Origin of the sequence: Mycobacterium gordonae (assembly GCF_002101675.1) — a bacterium.
Classification (GTDB): Bacteria; Actinomycetota; Actinomycetes; order Mycobacteriales; family Mycobacteriaceae; genus Mycobacterium; species Mycobacterium gordonae.
This window is the reverse complement of record NZ_LQOY01000040.1, coordinates 29,528-49,405: the sequence shown is the minus strand read 5'-3', so window position 1 is coordinate 49,405 and position 19,878 is coordinate 29,528. Positions and strand designations below refer to the sequence as shown.

The 19,878-nt window shown below is 67.3% G+C and carries 14 protein-coding genes and 3 pseudogenes; 7 read left to right on the top strand and 10 right to left on the bottom strand.

All coding sequences use genetic code 11. From position 1 onward, the window contains the following. Positions 1-218: 218 nt before the first annotated feature. On the bottom strand, positions 219-569 hold the full coding sequence (locus tag AWC08_RS37460; protein WP_082986493.1) for a hypothetical protein: 351 nt from the start codon (positions 567-569) through the stop codon (positions 219-221). Between the two features lie 176 nt (positions 570-745). On the opposite strand from AWC08_RS37460, the gene rbpA reads away from it, so the two are divergent. Continuing rightward, positions 746-1,081: an RNA polymerase-binding protein RbpA gene (gene rbpA / locus AWC08_RS07530; protein WP_055579709.1), complete on the top strand. Its 336-nt coding sequence runs from the start codon at positions 746-748 to the stop codon at positions 1,079-1,081. 172 nt (positions 1,082-1,253) lie between these two features. Here the strand turns inward: rbpA and AWC08_RS39530 are convergent. The 4 genes and pseudogenes from AWC08_RS39530 to AWC08_RS07505 form a co-directional block, all read right to left on the bottom strand. Then, a pseudogene (locus AWC08_RS39530) lies at positions 1,254-2,051 on the bottom strand (polyprenol monophosphomannose synthase); the annotation flags it as partial. 113 nt (positions 2,052-2,164) lie between these two features. Further along, positions 2,165-3,964 (bottom strand): annotated as a pseudogene (lnt, locus tag AWC08_RS07515) (apolipoprotein N-acyltransferase); the annotation flags it as partial. Then, positions 3,957-5,489: an amidohydrolase gene (locus AWC08_RS07510; protein ID WP_085087585.1), complete on the bottom strand. Its 1,533-nt coding sequence runs from the start codon at positions 5,487-5,489 to the stop codon at positions 3,957-3,959. The gene AWC08_RS07510 and the pseudogene lnt, both read right to left, overlap by 8 nt. A 102-nt stretch (positions 5,490-5,591) precedes the next feature. Next, positions 5,592-6,086 carry an FxsA family protein gene (locus tag AWC08_RS07505; protein ID WP_065134700.1) on the bottom strand — a complete coding sequence of 165 codons (495 nt, stop codon included), beginning with the start codon at positions 6,084-6,086 and terminating at the stop codon, positions 5,592-5,594. A gap of 72 nt (positions 6,087-6,158) precedes the next feature. Here AWC08_RS07505 and AWC08_RS07500 point away from each other — a divergent pair, with 72 nt between their 5' ends. Beyond that, positions 6,159-6,851: a dienelactone hydrolase family protein gene (locus AWC08_RS07500; RefSeq protein ID WP_069433006.1), complete on the top strand. Its 693-nt coding sequence runs from the start codon at positions 6,159-6,161 to the stop codon at positions 6,849-6,851. A gap of 40 nt (positions 6,852-6,891) precedes the next feature. Here AWC08_RS07500 and AWC08_RS07495 read toward each other — a convergent pair whose 3' ends face one another. Beyond that, positions 6,892-7,272 (bottom strand): PPOX class F420-dependent oxidoreductase, encoded by a 381-nt coding sequence (locus AWC08_RS07495; RefSeq protein WP_065134698.1) that lies wholly within the window; start codon positions 7,270-7,272, stop codon positions 6,892-6,894. Positions 7,273-7,675: 403 nt separating this feature from the next. On the opposite strand from AWC08_RS07495, the gene AWC08_RS07490 reads away from it, so the two are divergent. Further along, a complete protein-coding gene (locus tag AWC08_RS07490; RefSeq protein WP_069433005.1) occupies positions 7,676-8,479 on the top strand; it encodes an SDR family NAD(P)-dependent oxidoreductase in 804 nt (267 codons plus the stop codon). 72 nt (positions 8,480-8,551) lie between these two features. Here AWC08_RS07490 and cobN read toward each other — a convergent pair whose 3' ends face one another. Beyond that, positions 8,552-12,127 carry a cobaltochelatase subunit CobN gene (cobN, locus tag AWC08_RS07485; RefSeq protein WP_069433004.1) on the bottom strand — a complete coding sequence of 1,192 codons (3,576 nt, stop codon included), beginning with the start codon at positions 12,125-12,127 and terminating at the stop codon, positions 8,552-8,554. Positions 12,128-12,184: 57 nt separating this feature from the next. Between cobN and AWC08_RS07480 the strand changes: the two genes are divergently transcribed. Beyond that, entirely contained in the window at positions 12,185-12,385 is a 201-nt protein-coding gene (locus tag AWC08_RS07480) for a hypothetical protein (RefSeq protein WP_069433003.1), read from the top strand. Between the two features lie 2 nt (positions 12,386-12,387). On the opposite strand, the gene AWC08_RS07475 is transcribed toward AWC08_RS07480, so the two are convergent. After that, positions 12,388-13,929, bottom strand: coding sequence for a molybdopterin-dependent oxidoreductase (locus AWC08_RS07475; protein WP_065134694.1), 1,542 nt, complete (start codon positions 13,927-13,929; stop codon positions 12,388-12,390). Positions 13,930-14,132: 203 nt separating this feature from the next. On the opposite strand from AWC08_RS07475, the pseudogene AWC08_RS38975 reads away from it, so the two are divergent. The 3 genes and pseudogenes from AWC08_RS38975 to AWC08_RS07460 form a co-directional block, all read left to right on the top strand. Then, positions 14,133-14,936 (top strand): annotated as a pseudogene (locus tag AWC08_RS38975) (PE family protein); the annotation flags it as partial. A gap of 292 nt (positions 14,937-15,228) precedes the next feature. Next, the gene (locus AWC08_RS07465) at positions 15,229-16,056 is read left to right on the top strand and encodes an SDR family oxidoreductase (RefSeq protein ID WP_065134691.1); all 828 of its coding nucleotides are present in this window, start codon (positions 15,229-15,231) and stop codon (positions 16,054-16,056) included. A 7-nt stretch (positions 16,057-16,063) separates the two neighbouring features. Next, positions 16,064-16,951: an oxygenase MpaB family protein gene (locus AWC08_RS07460; RefSeq protein WP_069433001.1), complete on the top strand. Its 888-nt coding sequence runs from the start codon at positions 16,064-16,066 to the stop codon at positions 16,949-16,951. A gap of 6 nt (positions 16,952-16,957) precedes the next feature. Here AWC08_RS07460 and AWC08_RS07455 read toward each other — a convergent pair whose 3' ends face one another. Further along, positions 16,958-18,412 (bottom strand): flavin-containing monooxygenase, encoded by a 1,455-nt coding sequence (locus AWC08_RS07455; protein ID WP_069433000.1) that lies wholly within the window; start codon positions 18,410-18,412, stop codon positions 16,958-16,960. 38 nt (positions 18,413-18,450) lie between these two features. Next, entirely contained in the window at positions 18,451-19,866 is a 1,416-nt protein-coding gene (locus AWC08_RS07450; protein WP_069432999.1) for an FAD-dependent oxidoreductase, read from the bottom strand. Positions 19,867-19,878 lie beyond the last annotated feature (12 nt).

Sequence of the window (19,878 nt, the reverse complement as noted above, 5' to 3'; positions counted from 1 at the left end):
AAGCTGCCGCTTGGTGCAGCATTCCGACCCAAGAATCTCGCTGGTGAGTATCGCCAACTTCGGCAGGATTTCAAAAACGTCGAATACTCCCAGCAGCTAGCGAAAGAACGGCCGGGCACCCCGCGTACCGTGAGCCTTCTGTACTCCCTTGTACACCCGGCCCGCCGTCCATTGCGCGACTGTACCGGTCCGGGCGGGACGCGCGTTCCGCGCGCGCCTCAGACTCCCACGCGACGCCAGCCGTCGGCAGCCCGGGCCGCGCGCAGCAACTCGTCGCACAGTTCGCGCAGTTCCCTGGCGGCGGCGCCTTCATCCAGCGCGGTGACGACGTCCTCGGCAGCGCATCTGACCTGGTAGACGCGATCGGAGAGGTCGGCCGCCTCCTCCGCCGACAGCACCACCGCATCGACGGGCAGGGCGGAAGCTTCGCCGCGGGAGATCATGGCCCGCTGTTCGTAGGCCCGCTGCCGGCACGACTGCCGGCAGTACTGGCGGCGGCGACCCATTCCGACATCGGTCACATCACGACCACACCAGCGACACGGCTGAGGCCGAACGCGACGACTCACGCCTGACGACTTTAGTCCGATAACGGTTGTGATCCCGGTATCATGGACAGTCGCGTCGCGCACCGCGCGGAAACGTGCCTAACCGGGAACTTGTGCAGACGGTCTTAACGTTTGCTTAGACAGACCTAGAATTACGGCAGCACCACAAGCTCGCCGCACCCAAAGGAGCAGCGCCAATGGCTGATCGTGTCCTACGAGGTAGTCGCCTCGGAGCCGTGAGCTATGAGACCGACCGCAACCACGACCTGGCACCGCGCCAGATCGCTCGGTACCGCACCGAGAACGGCGAGGAGTTCGAGGTCCCGTTCGCCGATGACGCCGAGATTCCCGGCACCTGGCTGTGCCGCAACGGCATGGAAGGCACCTTGATCGAAGGCGACCTGCCAGAGCCGAAGAAGGTCAAGCCGCCCCGTACGCACTGGGACATGTTGCTGGAACGCCGCTCGGTCGAAGAGCTGGAAGAGCTGCTCAAGGAGCGCTTGGAGCTGATCCGGTCGAAGCGCCGCGGCTAGCCCGTCACGTGGCGATCGCAAGCGCGGCGTAGCCGGGCGCAGCGGGTCGCCACCATCGGGTCACGTGGCGATCGCAAGCGCGGCGTAGCCGGGCGCAGCGGGTCGCCACAATGGCGTCACGTGGCGATCGCAAGCGCGGCGTAGCCGGGCGCAGCGGGTCGCCACCATCGGGTCACGTGTGCGCGCGACTGGACCGGGTGCGGTTGCGCCGGCCCTCGATACCCCACTGAGCGACTTTGACCAGCGCCTCGCGGATGTTGGAGCCGCTCATCTTCGACACACCGATCTCACGTTCGGTGAAGGTGATCGGCACCTCGACGACTACGAATCCGGTGTTGACCGTCCGCCACGTCATCTCGATCTGGAAGCAGTAGCCCTTGGAGTCGACGCTGGCCAGGTCGATCGTCTCGAGCACTTCGCGGCGGTAGGCCCGGTAACCGGCGGTGATGTCGTGCACCCCGACGCCCAGCGCCAGCCGCGAATAGGTGTTGGCAGTCCAGGACAGGGCCCACCGGCGCCACGGCCAGTTCCGCACCGTGCCGCCGTGCACGTAGCGTGAGCCGATCGCAAGATCAGCCCCGGCGTCAACAGCCTCCAGCAGCCGGTAGAGCTGCTCAGGCGCATGGCTGCCGTCGGCGTCCATTTCGACCAGCACCGAGTAGCCCCTGCCGAGTCCCCAGGCGAAGCCTTCCAGGTAAGCCGCGCCGAGGCCGTTCTTGACGGTCCGGTGCAGCACGTGGATGCGCTCGGGATCGGCGGCCGCCAGCTCGTCCGCGAGTTGGCCGGTGCCGTCGGGACTGTTGTCGTCGACGATGAGGACGTGCACGCCGGGGCAAGCCTGCGTGACGCGCCCATGTATGAGCGGCAGGTTCTCCCGCTCGTTGTAGGTGGGAATGATCACCAGGACGCGCTGGCTGGGGCTGTGGCCCGCAGCTTCGGGCGCAGGCTGGCCGGTGGTCATGTAGCTCCTTCATTTCGCCCGATACGGGTCCGCTCACCCTCGTCGGACGGGGTGTCGTTCGCAGTCTCAACGAGTGCGGTCGTTGATTCGTTCGCCACTTTCCCGTCATCCGTTTCAGCTGACGGCGTATCGGAATCGTCAGGTTCCTCCGCCGGGCCCGACCGCCTTCGCAATCGAGGGCGCCCAGGGCGTGGGAACCAGCCGGAGGAAGAACTATTGTGCCGTATCGCGAAGAGAACCACCGCGCCAGCCGCCCCGACCAGCGCCCACTGCAGGATCGGAGCCCAACGCGTCGCCGGCGTCACACTGGTTTTCAGGCGAACCTGAGTGTCGATGTAGTCGGGCACGAAGAAATCAGTGCGCTTCAACTCCGCGCCGTCCGGTGCGATGACGGCGCTGATCCCGGTGGTGCCGGCCACCAGTACGTAACGGTCGTGCTCGACGGCGCGCACCTTCGCGAACGCCAGCTGCTGCTCGCTCATCGCCTTGGTGAAGGTGGCGTTGTTGCTCGGCACGGTCAGTAGTTGCGCGCCATTCAGGACGGAGTTGCGCGGCGCGCGGTCGAAGACCACTTCCCAGCAGGTGGCCACCCCGACCGGTACGCCGGCAATACGGACTGTCCCGGTCCCGGGAACCGGGACGAAGTAGCCGGCGCGGTCGGCGTAGCCGGAGAGATGGCGGAAAAACCACCGCATGGGCAGATACTCACCGAACGGTTGCACGATCGCCTTGTCGTGCCGGTCGGCGGGACCGGTGCGCGGGTTCCAGACGATCATCGTGTTGGTGTATTCGGGGTTGTCGGCCGGGCGGCCCGGCTTGGCGAGCAGCGTGCCGATCAGGATGGGAGCGCCGATCGCGTCGGCGGCCTTGGAGATCTCCTGGCCGGCGTCGGGGTTGGCGAACGGATCGATGTCCGAGGAGTTCTCCGGCCAGATGACGAAACGGGGCTGCGGCGCCAGACCGGCACGCACGTCCTCGGCGAGTCGCAGGGTCTGGCTGACGTGGTTGTCCAGCACCGCGCGGCGCTGCGCGTTGAATTCGAGCCCGAGCCGGGGCACGTTGCCCTGCACGATGGCCACGGTGACGGTGGGTTCGCCGCCGGAGCCCGCGCCGGCGTGGCGCACCTGCGGCCAGATGAGGATGGCGGTCAACAGCACCAGGCAGATGCTGATGCCGGGCAGGAGGACGGCCGGGGGTTTGGCGTCGTCTGTCTGCCCGGTCGAGCTTCCGGTTCGAAGCGACTTGCCGATCTCCAGTGCGATCGCCGTCACACTCGCGCCCACGAGCACCACGGCCGTCGACAACAGCGGAACACCGCCGAGTTGGGCCAACGGCAACAACGGGCCCTCAGCTTGGCCGAAGGCGATAGATCCCCACGGAAATCCGCCGAAGGGAAATATCGATTTGAACCACTCCTGCGCGCCCCAGAGCACCGCGAACCAGATCGGCCAGCCCGGCAGTCGCCGTACCACCACCGCGCACAGCCCGAACAGCCCCGGGAAGCAGGCCGAGCCCGTCGCCAGCACCAGCCAGGGCATGTCGCCGACGAGCGCGCCGATCCAGGGCAACAGCGGCACGTAGAACGTCAGACCGAACAGGAAGCCGTAGCCCAGTCCCCCGGCAGCTGTGGTGGCGGGATGCGTCAGCACCCAGCTCAACAACGCGATGGCGAGGACGGCGGCCCACCACCAGCTCAGCGGCGGAAAACTGGCGTACATCAGCAGGCCGGCAACCAGCGTGACGGCCAGCCGGCTCAGCCTCGGGCGTAGCCGGGCCCAGACGGCCGGTGTTCGCGAGATCGCGCGGCGGGCCAACCGACCCAGCCGCGCCGGTACGCCGGGCGCAGCTGCTGGCAACTCTTCGGGGTTCGCCTCCAGCGAATCACTTGTTGTTTGCTCGGGGTCTGCAGCGCCGTCAGCCATGAATGAGCGCACCCCGGTGCACGGTTTGCAGGCACTGCGGCAATGTGTCGCTCTCGTCCAGCCGTGGCAGCGCGGGGACCCGTGACCGCGGGTCGGTGGACCAGCGCTGGACGGCGTCGCGGGGTGCGCTGACGTCCAGTGCACCGGCGTCCCATATCGCGTAGGAGGCGAGGGCGCCCGGGACCAGGGTGCCGGTCAGGCCGTCGTGGATACCGCTGGCCCGCCAGCCGCCGCGGGTTGCGGCCGCGAACGCCGCCCGCGCCGACACCGCGCTTCCAGGGGTGCGGTGGTGGATCGCGGCGCGCACACTGGCCCACGGCGCAAAGCCGGTGACAGGCGCGTCAGAACCGAAGGCTAGGGGCACGCCTTGCGATGCTAACAGCGCCAGCGGGTTGAGCCGGCACCCTCGGCGCGGACCAAGTCGCTGGGCGTACATGCCATCCTGGCCACCCCAGAGCGCGTCGAAATTGGGCTGCACACTGGCGATGACTCCCCATGCTCCCAGCTTGGCGGCCTGTTCGGCGGTGACCATTTCCAGGTGCTCCAACCGGTGGCCGCAGCGGGCGACGGCGGCCACCCCGAGGTCGTCCACGACCCGTTCGATCGCGTCCACGACCGCCGAGACGGCCGCATCACCGATGACGTGGAAGCCGGCGGTCACCTCGGCCTCACTGCAGGCGCGCAGGTGAGCTTCGATCGTCTCCGGGTCGAGATGGCAGGTGCCCGTACAGCGGGGCGCATCGGCGTACGGTTCCTGCAGCCAGGCGGTGCGCGATCCCAGCGCTCCGTCGATGAACAGATCACCGGCCAGCCCGCGGGCGCCGGTCTCGGCGATCAGCGTTCGGGCGCGCTCAGCGGTGCTCACGGGTTCTCCCCAGTAGCCGATCACCTCGACGCCGTGGTCGAGGCTGCGCAGCGCGAGCCAGTCGTCGAGGCCGCCGATCTGCGGCCCGGCGCACTCATGGACCGCGACGATGCCCGACGCGGCTAAGGCCTGCAGGGCCGCGACGCGGGCTTCTGCCAGTTGCTCGTCGGTCAGCAGCCCGCGGGCAACCGCGCGCACCCGGTGATGCGCATCAGCGGTCAACGGCTGGTCGGCGGCGAACCCGGCTGCCGCGGACAGCTCGGGGACCAGCCGCCGCAAACCCGAGGACGCCAATGCCGAGTGCACGTCCACCCGGGTCAGATAAGCGGGCCGGTCACCCAGCACCCGGTCCAGGTCTTCGGTGGTGGGCGTGGTGTTCTCCGGCCAGCCCGACTCGTCCCAACCATGGCCCCACACCGGCCGCCCCGGGTGGGCCGCCGCGTGGTCGGCAATCATTTGTAAGCACTGCGCCCGGGAACCCGCGGCACGCAGATCAAGCCCGCTGATGGCCAAACCGGTTGCGGTCACATGGATGTGGCTGTCCACGAATCCGGGCGACACGAAGGCTCCGGCCAGGTCCTGCACGACCGCGTCGGGGAATTGGCTACGCCCCACCTCATCGCTGCCCAGCCAGACGACGACATCACCGCGCACCGCCATGGCGGTGGCGTCGGGATGACTGGGACTGTGCACCCGGCCGTTGACGAGCAGCGTGGTAGACGTCACGGCAAAACCCTAATGGCGGGTGGCGAGCGTGGACCGCTACCTGGGCGGCTCGGTGGCGCCCGGAGCGCGGGTCAGGGTCGGCGGTTCGCCGTCGATGACGTCGATCACCTCGCCGTCGATGTAGTCCTGGCGCGGCACGCCGGCCGGCGCGGTGGCGATCAGCGGAACCCGGCGCAGAAAACCACGCATTGCGACCGCCGTGAGCCCAGGACGTGCGACCGCCCGGATCGGCGGCACCAGCAGCAACAGCCCCAGCACGGTGGTGGCCAATCCGGGAATGACGACCAGCCCGGTGGCCAGCGCGGTCAGCGCGCCGTCGCTCAGCGCGCTGCGCGGCTCCTGCACACCGGATCGCAATTGCATGAACTGCCGGGTGAGCTGCAACCCGCCCATCGGGGCACCGAGGCCCAGTCCCAGAACGAGGGTGCCCGCCAGGACCGCAACGGTCCAGCCGACGCCGATTGCCGCCGCCAGCCCGATCGTCACCATGAGCTCGACGACGGCGTAGATGAGAAACAGCCGTCCAAACATGAAAGGCCAACGTCCGCGGCGCACGCGGGAGTTCCTCGAACGGTCGCGACGCGGCTGCAGTTAGATGACGCTATGACGACGATTGAGCTGAAGACACCCGCGGGACCGATCGATGCGCTGTTGAATGTTCCCTCCGGCCAGGGTCCGTGGCCCGGAGTGGTGATAGTCCACGACGCGATCGGGTACGGGCCGGATAACGAAGCGGTGTCCGAACGTGTGGCTCGAGCGGGCTACGTCGCGATCACGCCAAACCTATATGCGCGGGGCGGCCGGGCGCGATGCATCACCAGGGTGATGCGCGACGTGCTGACCAAACACGGCCCGGCCATCGACGACGTCATGGCCGCCCGTGAGCACCTGCTGGGCATGCCCGAATGCTCCGGGCGGGTTGGTATCGCCGGCTTCTGCATGGGGGGTCAGTTCGCACTCGTGCTGTCGCCCAAAGGTTTCGGTGCCTCAGCGCCGTTCTACGGCACCCCGCTGCCCCGCAAGCTCAGTGAGACCCTGGACGGCGCATGCCCGATCGTGGCGAGCTTCGGCAGCCGCGACCCGCTGGGCATCGGCGCGGAAAAGCGCCTGCGCAAGGTCACCACGGCCAAGAACATCACCGCCGACATCAAGTCCTACCCGGGCGCCGGACACAGCTTCGCCAACCATTTGCCCGGCCAACCGCTGTTGCGGGTCACCGGTTTCGGCTACGACGACGCCGCCACCGAAGACGCCTGGCGCCGGGTGTTCGCGTTCTTCGGGGAGCATCTGGGATAACCCCGGTGCGCGGGGCCGCCTGGGCGGCTGGCAGTGCCCGCTACGCCACGCGCAGTTCCAGTCCGACGTTGTTCTCCATGCCGCCGCGCAGCCTGCTGAACAGGTTGAATACCTTGCCGATGATGCCGTAGCGCTTGCCGATCGCGTCGTAAACGATCTTGGTCTGCGACTTGTCGAGGATGGCCGCAGTGCCGTCGATGGAATCGCTCTTCGGGCGACCGCGCATGTCGCAGATGGCCAGCTGCACGTGCGGCGTGTTGCGAATCCGCTTGACCTTCCATGACTTTCCCTCGGTGATCACCAGCAGGCGGTCGCCGTCGACCGCGGCCCAGACGGGGACGGGCTTGGGCCGGCCGTCCTTGGTGAACGTGGTGAGCAGGATGTATTGCGCTTTTGCCAGGTCGGCGAAGGTGGGGGTCACGCTGTTAACCTAGCGCCGAGACGCGCCGTTGACATTCGCACGGGCCGCGAGCGTCGAACCCGCGTCAAGTGAGGATCACAATTCGTTTGAGTGGCGGGCCGTGGCCTGTCTCTTAACGTCGCCGCCAAGGACGAACTGGTGGCTGCGTTGTTCGTCGCATCGGCGCGGTCTGAGGCCAGGCGGCTACGTCGCCAAATGAGCATTGCTCGAACGCAAGTCGGTGCGGTGATGGCGTGGATTGGCAGGCGCCGGTGGCGCTGGTGGTCAGGGTGGCCACGGCATGGTGTCGGCGGGTATCGACCGTCATTGGACCTCGGGTGACTGCGAGCATGGAACCTGCGCGATCGCCTTGTCCGGTTCTGTCCGCGGCTTGGGTGCGGCTAGTGAGCAAAGGAGTTCATCGATGGATCTGGGCTTTGCGGGATCGACCGCGGTGGTCACGGGTGGCAGTAAAGGGATGGGGTTGGCGATCGCCGAGACGCTGGCGGCCGAGGGAGCCAGCGTGGCTGTGATGGCCCGAGGCCAGCAGGCACTCGACGCCGCCGTGGAATCGCTGCGCGCAGCGGGCGCGCCGGACGCGGTGGGCATCAGTGTGGACATGGCCGATGCCGACTCGATCGCCGCCGGCTTCGCCACCGTCGCCGAGCGCTGGGGACGGCTGAACTGCCTGGTGCACACGATCGGACCGGGTGACGGCTATTTCGAGCAGATGGATGACGCCGATTGGGACGCTGCGTTTGCGCTCGGAACGATGTCGGCGGTTAGATCGGTCCGCGTCGCGCTGCCGCTGTTGCGCAATGCGGACTGGGCCCGCATCGTCACCCTGGCGGCGCACTCCATTCAACGCCAAAGCCCACGCCTGGTGGCCTACACCGCATCGAAGGCCGCACTGGCCAGCATCACCAAGAACTTATCCAAAAGCCTTGCCAAGGACGGTATTCTGGCCAACTGTGTCTGTCCCGGCACCATCGTGACCGCCAGTTTCACCGAGAACCTCAGAGACATCCTCGCCGCCGACGGTCTGGATGCGACCAATCCGTGGGACGTGATGTTTTGGATCGACAAGAACTTTCACCACCCGTGCGATCTCGGACGCGCGGGGCTGCCCGAAGAGATCGCGTCGATCACGGCGTATCTGGCGTCTCGGCGCAACGGCTACGTCACCGGTGCGACGGTCAACGTCGACGGCGGTTCTGATTTCGTGTGAGTTCGTTACGCGAGCAGACACAAAAGCGCCTCATTTCGGCACGAAATGGGTGCTTTTGTGTCTGCTCGCGGGCTAACCCTCCAGGTCGCCCTCGGTCTCCAGCAGCGCCTGACGCAATCCGTCGAGCGTGTCCGCTGACGGCTCAGCCCACATGCCGCGACCCGCGGCCTCCAGCAGCCGCTCCGCCATACCGTGCAGCGCCCAGGGATTGGACTCGTTCATGAACTTGCGGTTTTCCGGGTCCAGCACGTAACGCTCGCTGAGCTGCTCGTACATCCAGTCGGCCATTACCCCGGCCGTCGCGTCGTAGCCGAACAGATAGTCGACGGTCGCGGCCATTTCGAACGCGCCTTTGTAGCCGTGCCGGCGCATCGCCGACATCCAGCGGGGGTTGACCACGCGGGCCCGGAATACGCGGGTGGTCTCCTCCGAGAGGGTGCGGGTTCGGATGGCGTCGGGCCGGGTGTTGTCGCCGATGTAGGCCGCCGGCGCCTGGCCCGTCAAAGCCCTTACGGTGGCCACCATGCCGCCGTGGTACTGGAAGTAGTCGTCGGAGTCGGCGATGTCGTGTTCGCGGGTGTCGGTGTTCTTGGCCGCCACGGCGATTCGTCGGTATTGCCTATTCATGTCGTCGACGGCTTCGCGACCGTCCAGATCACGACCGTAGGCGAATCCGCCCCAGGCCGTGTACACCTGCGCGAGGTCGGCGTCGTCGCGCCAGTTCCGGCTGTCGATCAGCTGGAGCAGCCCGGCGCCGTAGGTGCCCGGTTTGGAGCCGAAGATCCTTGTGGTGGAGCGTCGTCGGTCACCGTGCTGCGCGAGGTCGGCCTGCGCGTGGGCGCGCACATAGTTGTCCTCGGCCGGCTCGTCGAGGGTGGCGACGAGTTGGACCGCGTCGTCGAGCATGGTGACGACGTGCGGGAAGGCGTCCCGGAAGAATCCGGAGATCCGCACGGTGACGTCGATGCGCGGGCGCTCCAGTTCGGCCAACGGGATGACAGCCAGATCGACGACCCGCCGCGACGCGTCATCCCAGACCGGCCGCACACCCAGCAGGGCAAGCACTTCGGCGATGTCGTCGCCGGCGGTGCGCATGGCCGAGGTGCCCCACACCGACAGGCCGACCGACTGCGGCCATTGGCCGTGGTCGGCGCGGTAGCGCTGCAGCAGCGAATCGGCAAGCGCCACACCGGCTTCCCAGGCCAGCCGGGAGGGCACCGCTTTGGGGTCGACCGAGTAGAAGTTCCGTCCGGTGGGCAGGACGTTGACCAGCCCGCGCAGCGGGGACCCAGAGGGACCGGACGGGATGAAGCGGCCGTCGAGTGCCCGCAGCACCTGCTCGATCTCCGAAGCCGTGCCGGCCAGGCGGGGCACCACCTCGGTGGCCGCGAAGCGCAGCACCGCCGCGACGTCGGCGTTGTCGGTGATGCGGTCGGCGGCCGCGGGGTCCCAGCCAGCGGCCTGCATCGCGGCGACCAGTTCCCGGGCAGCGGCCTCGGTCTGATCGACGCAGACGCGTTCGTCGGTGCCGTCCTCGGCCAGACCCAGCGCCTGGCGCAGGCCCGGCAACGCGTGGGTGCCGCCGAACAGCTGACGGGCGCGCAGGATGGCCAGCACCAGGTCGAGTTCACCTTCATCCCTTGGCTTTTGGCCGAGAATGTGCAATCCGTCGCGGATCTGCACGTCTTTGATCTCGCACAACCATCCGTCGACATGCAGCAGCATGTCGTCGAAGGTGTCTTCTTGCGGTCGTTCGGTCAGCCCGAGGTCGTGGTCCATCTTGGCCGCCCGGATCAGTGTCCAGATCTGCTGACGGATGGCGGGCAGCTTGGCGGGGTCCAGCGCAGCGACGTTAGCGTGCTCGTCGAGCAGCTGTTCGAGACGCGCGATGTCGCCGTAGGTTTCGGCGCGGGCCATCGGCGGGATGAGATGGTCGACGAGCACGGCGTGTGCCCGACGCTTGGCCTGGGTGCCCTCGCCGGGGTCGTTGACCAGGAATGGGTAGATCAGTGGCAAGTTGCCGAGCGCGGCGTCGGATCCGCAGGCCGCCGACATGCCCAACGTCTTGCCGGGCAGCCACTCCAGGTTGCCGTGCTTGCCCAGGTGCACGATGGCGTGCGAGCCAAAGCCCGCATCCAACCAGCGGTACGCGGCCAGGTAGTGGTGGCTGGGCGGCAAGTCGGGGTCGTGGTAGATGGCGACGGGGTTCTCGCCGAACCCGCGGGGCGGCTGCACCATGAGGACGACGTTGCCCGATTGCATTGCGGCAATGACGATTTCGCCGTCGGGGTGGTTGCTGCGGTCGACGAACAACTCCCCGGGAGGCGGCCCCCAGTGCCGGGTCACCGCGTCGGTCAGTTCGGCGGGCAGGGTGGCGAACCACTCGCGGTAGTCGGCGGCGGACACCCGGATGGGATTGCCGGACAGCTGCGCCTCGGTGAGCCAGTCGGGGTCTTGTCCGCCGCGTTCGATGAGGGCGTGGATCAGCGCGTCACCGTCACCGGATTCCACCCCGGGCAGATCTCCAACCTGATATCCGGCTTCGCCCATCGCCCGCAGGAGGGCGACGGCACTGGCCGGGGTGTCGAGACCGACGGCGTTGCCGATGCGCGCATGCTTGGTGGGATAGGCCGAGAACACCACGGCCACCCGTTTGTCGGCGGGGGCGATGCTCCGCAATGACGCGTGCCGGACCGCCAAGCCGGCCACCCGGTCGCAGCGCTCCGGGTCGGCAACATAGGAGATCAAGCCGTCGTCGTCGATTTCCTTGAACGAGAACGGGACTGTGATGATGCGGCCGTCGAACTCGGGTACCGCGACCTGGGTGGCGACGTCGAGCGGGCTCAGTCCGTCGTCGTTGTCGCTCCATTGCCGCCGGGAGCTGGTGAGGCACAATCCCTGCAGGATCGGAATATCCAGCGCCGCAAGATGTTCGACGTTCCAACTGTCGTCGTCACCGCCAGCCGACGCCGTCGCCGGCTTGACTCCCCCGGCGGCCAGCACGGTGACCACCATGGCGTCGGCCGCCCCGAGCGTGTCCAGCAGTTCGGGCTCGGCGGTGCGCAGTGAGGCGCAGTACACCGGCAGCGCACGTCCGCCGGCCCGTTCGATCGCCTGGCACAGAGCCTCGACGTAGGCGGTGTTGCCGGCCAGCTGCTGGGCACGGTAATACAGCACCGCGATGGTCGGACCGGCCGTGGTGGAAGCCTGCGCACGTTCCAGCACTCCCCAGGTCGGGGTCGCGACGGGCGGCGCGAAGCCGAACCCGGTCATCAGCACGGTGTCGGACAGGAATGCGTGCAACTGGCGGATGTTGTCGACGCCCCCGTGCGCAAGGTAGATGTGCGTCTGCACCGCGATGCCCGCCGCGACGGTGGAACGTCCGGTCAGGTCGGCGTCGGCGGCCTGCTCACCGCTGACCAGCACCGTCGGCACCCCGCTGGTCAGCACCGTTTCGATGCCATCCTCCCAGGCGCGATATCCGCCCAGGATCCGAACCACCACAATCGAGGCTTCGGCCAGCAGGTCGGGCAACTCGACCTCGGACAGCCGCGCCGGGTTGGCCCACCGGTAGTTCTTACCGCTGGAACGGGCACTGATCAGGTCGGTGTCGGACGTCGACAGCAACAGGACGGTCGGCTCAGCCACTCACTATTCGTACCGCAGCGGGGTCAACCGGCCGAATCGGCACGTAGGGTTGCCGGTATGAGCAGGGGTTACGTTGTCACCTTCGCGATCGGGTTGATCGTTGCGTTATTCGGGGTGATCTGGGCGCTGCAGGGTTTCGGAGTCCTTGGCGGCAGCCCGATGAGCAACACCACCACCTGGTCTGTCATCGGTCCGATTACGGCGCTGATCGGGGTGGTCGTTGCGGTATTCAGTTGGCGGAAAATGTCGTCGAGCTGACCTCAGGCCGTCACGACGGTGAAGTTCACCGAGTGCCAGCCGGTAGCACCGTCGGGAACTGGGTCAGCGCGCTGCTCCGTCTGGACAGCTCCCGTGTTGTCGATCGCCCGCACCGTAATGGTCTGCTTGCCAGGGCTTTTCGCCTGCCATGGGAAGCTCCATAATCGCCAGGTCTGGTTGGAATAGCTGGCGCCGAGTTCAGCGGGCTGCCACTCCGCGTCCCCGATGCGGACCTCAACCGCCCGCACGCCCCGATTCTGCGCCCAGGCGACCCCGCCGAACACGACCGGCCCCAGCGGCACCTTCTGGCCGCCTCTTGGCACGTCGATCCGGGACTCGGTCTTGACCGGCGCCTGCGCCGCCCAGCCCTGTCGCGTCCAATAGGCCTGTGCCCTGTCGAACCGGGTCAGCTCCAGATCGACGACCCACTTGGTGGCAGAGACGTAGCCATACAGGCCAGGCACCACCAGGCGGGCCGGGTAACCGTGCTCGACGGGCAGGGGCTGGCCGTTGAGGCCGACGGCCAGCAGCGCTTCGCGGCCATCGGTGAGGGCCTGCACCGGCGTGCCGGCGGTGAACCCGTCGATCGACGTAGAGAGCACCATGTCGGCGTCCTTGTGCACCCCGGCGGCCGCCAGCAGATCCGCCACCCGGTAACCCGTCCAGACTCCCGTCGAAATTAGTTTTCCGCCAACGGGATTCGATACGCAGGTCAGTGTTGCCACCGATTCGACGAGGTCGAAGCGGGCGAGGTCGTCGAAGCTGAACGTGATTTCGTGGTCAACCATGCCGTGGATGCGCAACCGCCACTCGCCGTGACTGAGTTGAGGAACACTGAGCGCGGTATCGATCCGGTAGAACTCGGTGCTCGGCGTGATGAAGCGCGGAAGCGCAACACCTTGCGGTTGCACCTCCGCGGGAATGGGGGGTGCCAGCGATCGCGGTTTGGGCAGGACGAATGTTCTGCGGTCGGCAGCCACTGAATGAGCCAGGCGCGCGATCACGGCACCGGCCACTCCGCTGAGGACTCCGAACCCGAGCACCCCCATGACGAGCAAGTTGCGCCTGCCGGCATCCGTCCCGTTGCTGCTGTCGTCCGCGTCCTGCGGGCCGGATTCGAATCGACGAGTGAGCATGCGCAGCGCCAGCACGCCGCAGGCGGCGCCCACGATGGTGGGGATGGTGTCCAATGGTGTCGCACCTTGCCGCGACAGCACCGCCACACATCCGAGAACACCGCCGGCGGCGATCACCGCGCTGCCGAGCGGCCGGCGCCGAGTCTCGAGCGTGCCCGCGATCGCTGCCAGCGTGGCGATCACCACGAGCACCACGACGGCCAGGAACGGCTTGTCCAGCGTGCCGAGGGTCTGGATCGCCCACTCTTTGACGGGCCCCGGTGTCAGGTCGACGACCGCTGAGCCGACGGCGGTGCGCGCGTCCGCCCGGGGACCGAATGGGATGCTGACGAGCTGGGCCACACCGAGGGCGACGGATGCCGCGGCGACCCCGGCGAGCATCCGCTCGTTCGACCGGGCGGCAACCATCGCCGCAACTTTACCCGCGCTTTGCCCCGGATATGTAAGGTGTTGGGATGCAACGGGATTAGCGAGACGGCCGCCCACTGACGGCCTACCGGCTGAAGGTAGGCGAGCCAATTGCAGCCAACATCCAGACAGCGGGCCGGACCCGGCGTACTCTGCACACCGATTCACCGATACGTCACTGACGACGTGGCAGGAGGACGGCGATGTCACACCTGTGGGCGGTTCCGGAGTTGCTGGCTTCAACGGCAACCGATCTATCCGATATCGGCTCGGCGTTGATGACCGCAAATGCGGCGACGGTGGCGCCCACCGCTGGACTGCTGCCCCCAGCCGCTGACGAGATATCGGCGGCCATCACATCGGTGTTCGCCGACCACGCGCGGGTCTACCAGGTACTCAGCCGCCAGGCCGCGGCGTTTCACGACCAGTTCGTCCAAACGTTGAGCGCCGCCGCGGGCTCGTACGCGGCCGCCGAGGCGGCCAACGCCTCGCCGCTGCAGGCCGTGGTCGACAACGTGCTGGGTGTGATCAACACGCCCACCAACGCGCTGCTGGGACGTCCTTTGATCGGCAACGGCGCCGACGGCACAGCGGCCAGCCCGAGTGGCGGTGCCGGCGGACTGCTGGTCGGCAATGGCGGCAACGGCTTCTCGGCGACCACCGCCGAGGTGGCCGGCGGGGCCGGTGGCGCCGGTGGGTTGTTCGGCAACGGTGGCGCCGGCGGGGCGGGCGGTGTGGCGGCTCCGGCATCAGGAGCCAGCACAGCTGGGGTGAACGGTGGCGCCGGCGGCGCCGGCGGTGCCGCCGGGTTGTGGGACGCCGGTGGTGCGGGTGGACGGGGCGGTAGCGGCGGGGGGGGGTACATCCCGCCCCTCCTCGGACAAACTATCCGCCTGTCCGACCTGGCGCTGGCCGGCGGTGACGGCGGCGACGGCGGACGCGGCGGCTTGCTGTACGGCGCGGGCGGAGCTGCCGGCCAGGGCGGAGCCGGCAGCCCGGGAGCGGCCCTGGTCAAAATCCCCGGCGGTGGCGCCGCCGCCTTCACGTTCGCCATCAACAACAACATCGCCACCACGGCTAACGTGAATCTGCTTGGCGTTGGGGCTTTTTCGTATACGCCTACCGTCGTGGCGCCGCTACAGCCAGGGACCAGCGCTTCGGTGTCAGTAGCAATCCCGATGGGCTCGACCGGTGGCACTTTGAACGTGATCTCCAGTGTCGCCGGCCAGTCCGGGCGTGCCGGCAACGCCGGCGCCAGCGGGTTGCTCGGCTAGATCCAGCGATGGGTAGCGTGAAGCGATGACATCCTCAGTTGCCGGAAAAGTCGTCGCTATCACCGGGGGCGCGCGCGGGATCGGCCTGGCCATTGCCACCGCGCTGCACCGCTCCGGCGCCAAAGTCGCCATCGGCGACATCGACGAAGCCGGCGCCGCCGCGGCGGGCGATCGGCTGGGCCTGCCCCTTGCCGTGAAGTTGGACGTCACAGACCGGCCATCGTTCACCGAGTTCCTCGACTCGGTGGAGAGCCGACTCGGGCCGCTCGACGTTGTGGTGAACAACGCCGGCCTCATCACAGTGGGCAGCGCGGTCGAGGAAGCCGATGACGCCACCAGGCGCCTGTTCGACGTCAACGTCCACGGCGTCATTTTGGGCACGAAGTTGGCCGCGCAGCGGATGCTGCCGCGGCGCCGCGGCCACGTCATCAACATCGGATCGCTGGGTAGCGTGTTGCCCACCGAGGGCATCGCAACCTATTGCGCTACAAAGCATGCCGTGCTCGGCTATACCGACGCGGTCCGCATGGAGAACCGCGGGAAGGGTGTCCACTTCACGGTGATCATGCCGACGCTGACCAATACCGACATGGTCGCGGGGGTCGGGCACGCCAAGGGCTTCAAGAACGCCGAACCAGAAGACGTGGCGCGGGCGGTCGTCGGCGTCATCGAGAAGCCGCAACCTCACGTAGCCATACCCCGCTCGTTGGGTCTTACGGTGTGGGCTCAGCGCCTTATGCCGCTCGGTGTCGCCGAGGCTCTTGGCCGTGCACTGGGCAGCGGACGGGTGTTCACCACTGACCTGAAACGCGATCAGCACGACGTATACACCCGGCGCACCGGCCTTTCGTGAGCCGGGCGTGAGCACACGCATCGACCTGGGCCCGCAGTCGCTGTTGTGGCGCTGGGCGGGCGATATGCGGATCGCCTTCGAGGGCGGTACTGCCGGGCTCATGCAGACGATGCATCCCGCCATCGGTCAGGGGCTCATCGACCACTCGAACTTCTTCGACGACCCCGTCGACCGGGTGTTCCGTTCGCTGCCAGGCATACTCGGCACCATCTACGACGGGCCCGAGGCGGATGAGACCGGGCTGAAAGTGCGCGATTTCCACCGCGACATCAAGGGGCAGATGCCCGACGGGCAGCGGTACCACGCCCTCAATCCGCAGACGTACTGGTGGGCGCACGCCACCTTCCAGGTCATGGTGCACCGACTCGCCGAGTACTGGGACGTGCACCGGCTCACCGATCGTGAGCGCGAGCAGCTCTACCAGGAGGGCTGCGAATGGTATCGGCGGTACGGCATGTCGGAATCGGTGCTGCCTCCGACGTTGACCGAGTTCAACCGTGAGTACGAGCGCTACTGCGCCGAAGTGCTGCAGCCCAACGCGGCTTCGGACTTTCTGATCGAGTTCATCCAGCGCACGGCGATTCCCGACATGAGCGCCTCACCGGATTATCCGAGCACTCCCCTACTGAAACCGATCATGGACGCTTTGCTGCCCACCATGCCTGTGCGCACGGCGCTTGCGCCTCCAATGCGCCTGGTGATCTTCGGTGGCCTGCCGCCAATTGTGCGCGAGCGGTTCGCAATTGGCTGGTCCGGTGTGGACGAGACCAGCTACCGCGCGGTGCGCGCGACCATCAGACAGGGTTGGCGCGCCATACCCGCCGCGCTGAAGTGGCACGATGCCGCCCGGAAGGGCTGGCTGCGGGAGCTGGGCAGCGTTCCCCGCCGCGTGTAGTCGGGGTCAGGCGGTCCGCACGTCGAAGTCGGCGAGCTCGGGATGCCGCAGCAGTTCATGATGGGTCTCCGGCGTCCACGGGAACAGTTCCGGTAAGCCGTCTTTGCCCAGGTACCAACTGCTGCAACCGGTGACCCAGATGGTCTGTGGCATGGCGGCTTTCATGTCTTCGTTGTATTGCTTGGTGGCGGCCTCGGTAGGCGCGGCAGCGAGGACGCGGCCGGCGCGCAACTGTTCGATCCACCACATGACGTAGTTGGCCTGATCTTCGGCGATCGGCACCAGAGACTGATTGCCGATCGGCGAGTGCGGGCCGACCATCATGAACAGGTTGGGAAACCCTGGCACCGCAACCGAGCGATAGGCCATTGGGCCATCGGCCCATACCTCATCGAGGGTGCGCCCGCCTTCACCGATGATCTCCATCGGTCGCACGTATGCGCGGGCGTCGAATCCGGTGGCGAAAACCAGCAGGTCCACTTCGTGCAGTACTCCGTCGGCCGTCACGATGCCCGATGGCTCGATGTGGTCGATCGCCTCGGTGATCACCTCGACCCCGGGCTGACGCACCGAGCGGTAGAAGTGCCCGGCCATCACCTGCCGCTTGCACATGGGCTGATCCTTGGGGGTGAGTTTCGCCCGCAGTTCCGGGTCACGGACCGAAATCCGCAGGTTCCAGCGGCACATGGCTTGGAGTACGCGCCGTTGCCACCCCGGCCGAACGGGCGCGATACCGAAGAACTTCCTGAAAAGCAGACCCCAGAAAAGGTAGGGCATCCGGTTCAACGACGGTCGCCGCGTCAGCGCCGCCCGTGTGAGCGCTGAGTAGCGCCCGTTCGGCATCGGGTAGACCCACTGCGCGGTGCGCTGAAAGATCTTGAGACCGCGCACCTTTCCGCCCAACTCCGCGGTGATCTGCACGCCCGTCGATCCGGTGCCGATCAAGCCGATCCTCTTGTCCGCCAGCGAGACAGAGTGATCCCAGCGTGCGGAATGGAATGCGGGGCCGGCGAACGTGTCTCGTCCAGGGATCTCGGGGTAGCGCGGCACCCGCAGGAATCCGGTTGCGGTGACGACTACATCGAACGTCTCGTCGCCGTCTGCGGTGGTGAGGTGCCACTTACCGCCGTCGTATCTGGCCCGAGTCACGTCGCGACCGAACCGGATGTGCGGACGGATGCCGCGCTCGTCGGCGACCTGCTGAAAATAGGCGTGTATTTCGGGGCCCGGAGAAAGCAGGTGTGACCACTTGGGGTTCGGACGGAACGAATAGGAGTAGAAGCGCGACGGCACGTCGCAATGGAGACCGGGATAGGTATTATCGCGCCAGGTGCCACCGACGTCGTGGGCCTTCTCGAAAATGGTGAACGAGTCGATGTCCGCGTCCTGCAGCTTGGCTGCCATACAGATGCCGGACATGCCGGCACCGATGATTGCGACCTTCGGTGCACGCTGCGCCATAACAACCTCCGGGTGTTTGGCTTAGGTTGAGGTGCACGTTACGCCGATCGCACCGGCGTACCCAGAGATTCGCGGGTGACCACATTTCCGCCGGACCCCTCGTGGACGTAGCGCTTGCCCGTCCGGCGGTGTTGTGCCCGCGCGACCCGCAGCAGCATGGCAGGCCGCAGCAATCGAGCCGGAGGATCGATCATCGCGGTGACGCGCATGAATTGCGCGGCGACAACCGGATCGGATTCGGCCGCTGTCATCACCGGTTCCAGGCAGGCGTTGCTGATACGGATCCCCAGCGGCCGCGGTCCCGGCACCTCCGGAAGCGAAAGGTCCGAGGCGACGGCGGTCTGCCAGGCCACGCGCACCTTCTTGGCGGCGGCGCCGGTGAACCGGCGCGTCAGTCCGCGGCCCCCGCGCCGCAGGCTGTCCCGCAACACAATGGCTTCGATCGCGGCGACCGTCATACCCTGCCCGTAGATCGGGTTGAAGCTGCACACCGCGTCTCCGAGGACCAGCAGACCGTCGGGAATCCGGCGCATTTTGTCGTAGCGCCGCCAGCGGTTCGACGGCACCCGATAGTGGACGACGTCGCCGACCGGCTCGGCCTGGCGTAGCGCCGTGACCACAGCAGGTGCCAGTTCCGTTGCGTAGGAGAGGATCTCGGAATATTCTCGGGGGGGCTCCAGTCCGGCCATGGTGCCGGCAGCGATCATCCAGAAGTTGTTCTCGTAACCGAGCATTGCGAACATCCGCGGCCGTCCCGCCCGCGGGAAGTGCGCAATCATGTGCTCGTTGATGACCCCGGGCGGTATGCGAACCTGTTGACTGGCGTAGGCCAGTTGCACCTTCACCTCGTCCTCCGGCGGGCGCCGGTAGCCAAGTTGCTCGAGGAATACCGGCGTGCGCGATCCACGACCCGTTGCGTCGATGACCAGATCGGCGGAGAGCGTCTTCTCATGGTCGCTCGACCGATCGATCACCCGGGCACCGTTGACGCGCCGCCGATCCGGTGTCGCCGTCAGGCCGACGACATCATGGTTCTCACAGAATGTCACCTTCGGAATCGCCCGAACACGTTGCCGGACATTCCATTCCAACAGGGGCCGGCTCGGTGACACGATTTGGGGCGCAGCAGCCGACCTGCCCGAGCGCACCATCGAATGCCCGCCGAACGACCAGTCCAGCTTGGCGAAATCTCCGTCATCCCAACGGGTGGCCCCCTGGGCGACCAGATCGTCCCGCATCCCCGGGAAGAGTTCGTCGAGCACCTGGGTGAGCCGCGCCAGGCAGGCGTGAATCAGCCGGCCCTGCGGCACGCCGCGACGGTTGACCGGATCGTCGGGCAGCAGGTCACGTTCGATGACCGTCACCCGGTCGTAGTAGTCGGCCAATACCCGGGCCGCCAACAGGCCGCCCATGCTCGCACCCAGGACAACCGCATGACCACCGCGTCGCACCATCGCAGACTCCTT

What these genes read in the sequence shown, in the direction of transcription:
- rbpA (WP_055579709.1), top strand. Translation starts at nt 746, where the DNA reads ATGGCTGATCGTGTCCTACGAGGTAGTCGCCTCGGAGCCGTGAGCTAT.
- AWC08_RS07510 (WP_085087585.1), bottom strand. Translation starts at nt 5,489, where the DNA reads ATGGCGGTGCGCGGTGATGTCGTCGTCTGGCTGGGCAGCGATGAGGTG.
- AWC08_RS07505 (WP_065134700.1), bottom strand. Translation starts at nt 6,086, where the DNA reads ATGTTTGGACGGCTGTTTCTCATCTACGCCGTCGTCGAGCTCATGGTG.
- AWC08_RS07500 (WP_069433006.1), top strand. Translation starts at nt 6,159, where the DNA reads ATGACGACGATTGAGCTGAAGACACCCGCGGGACCGATCGATGCGCTG.
- AWC08_RS07490 (WP_069433005.1), top strand. Translation starts at nt 7,676, where the DNA reads ATGGATCTGGGCTTTGCGGGATCGACCGCGGTGGTCACGGGTGGCAGT.
- AWC08_RS07480 (WP_069433003.1), top strand. Translation starts at nt 12,185, where the DNA reads ATGAGCAGGGGTTACGTTGTCACCTTCGCGATCGGGTTGATCGTTGCG.
- AWC08_RS07475 (WP_065134694.1), bottom strand. Translation starts at nt 13,929, where the DNA reads ATGGTTGCCGCCCGGTCGAACGAGCGGATGCTCGCCGGGGTCGCCGCG.
- AWC08_RS07465 (WP_065134691.1), top strand. Translation starts at nt 15,229, where the DNA reads ATGACATCCTCAGTTGCCGGAAAAGTCGTCGCTATCACCGGGGGCGCG.
- AWC08_RS07455 (WP_069433000.1), bottom strand. Translation starts at nt 18,412, where the DNA reads ATGGCGCAGCGTGCACCGAAGGTCGCAATCATCGGTGCCGGCATGTCC.
- AWC08_RS07450 (WP_069432999.1), bottom strand. Translation starts at nt 19,866, where the DNA reads ATGGTGCGACGCGGTGGTCATGCGGTTGTCCTGGGTGCGAGCATGGGC.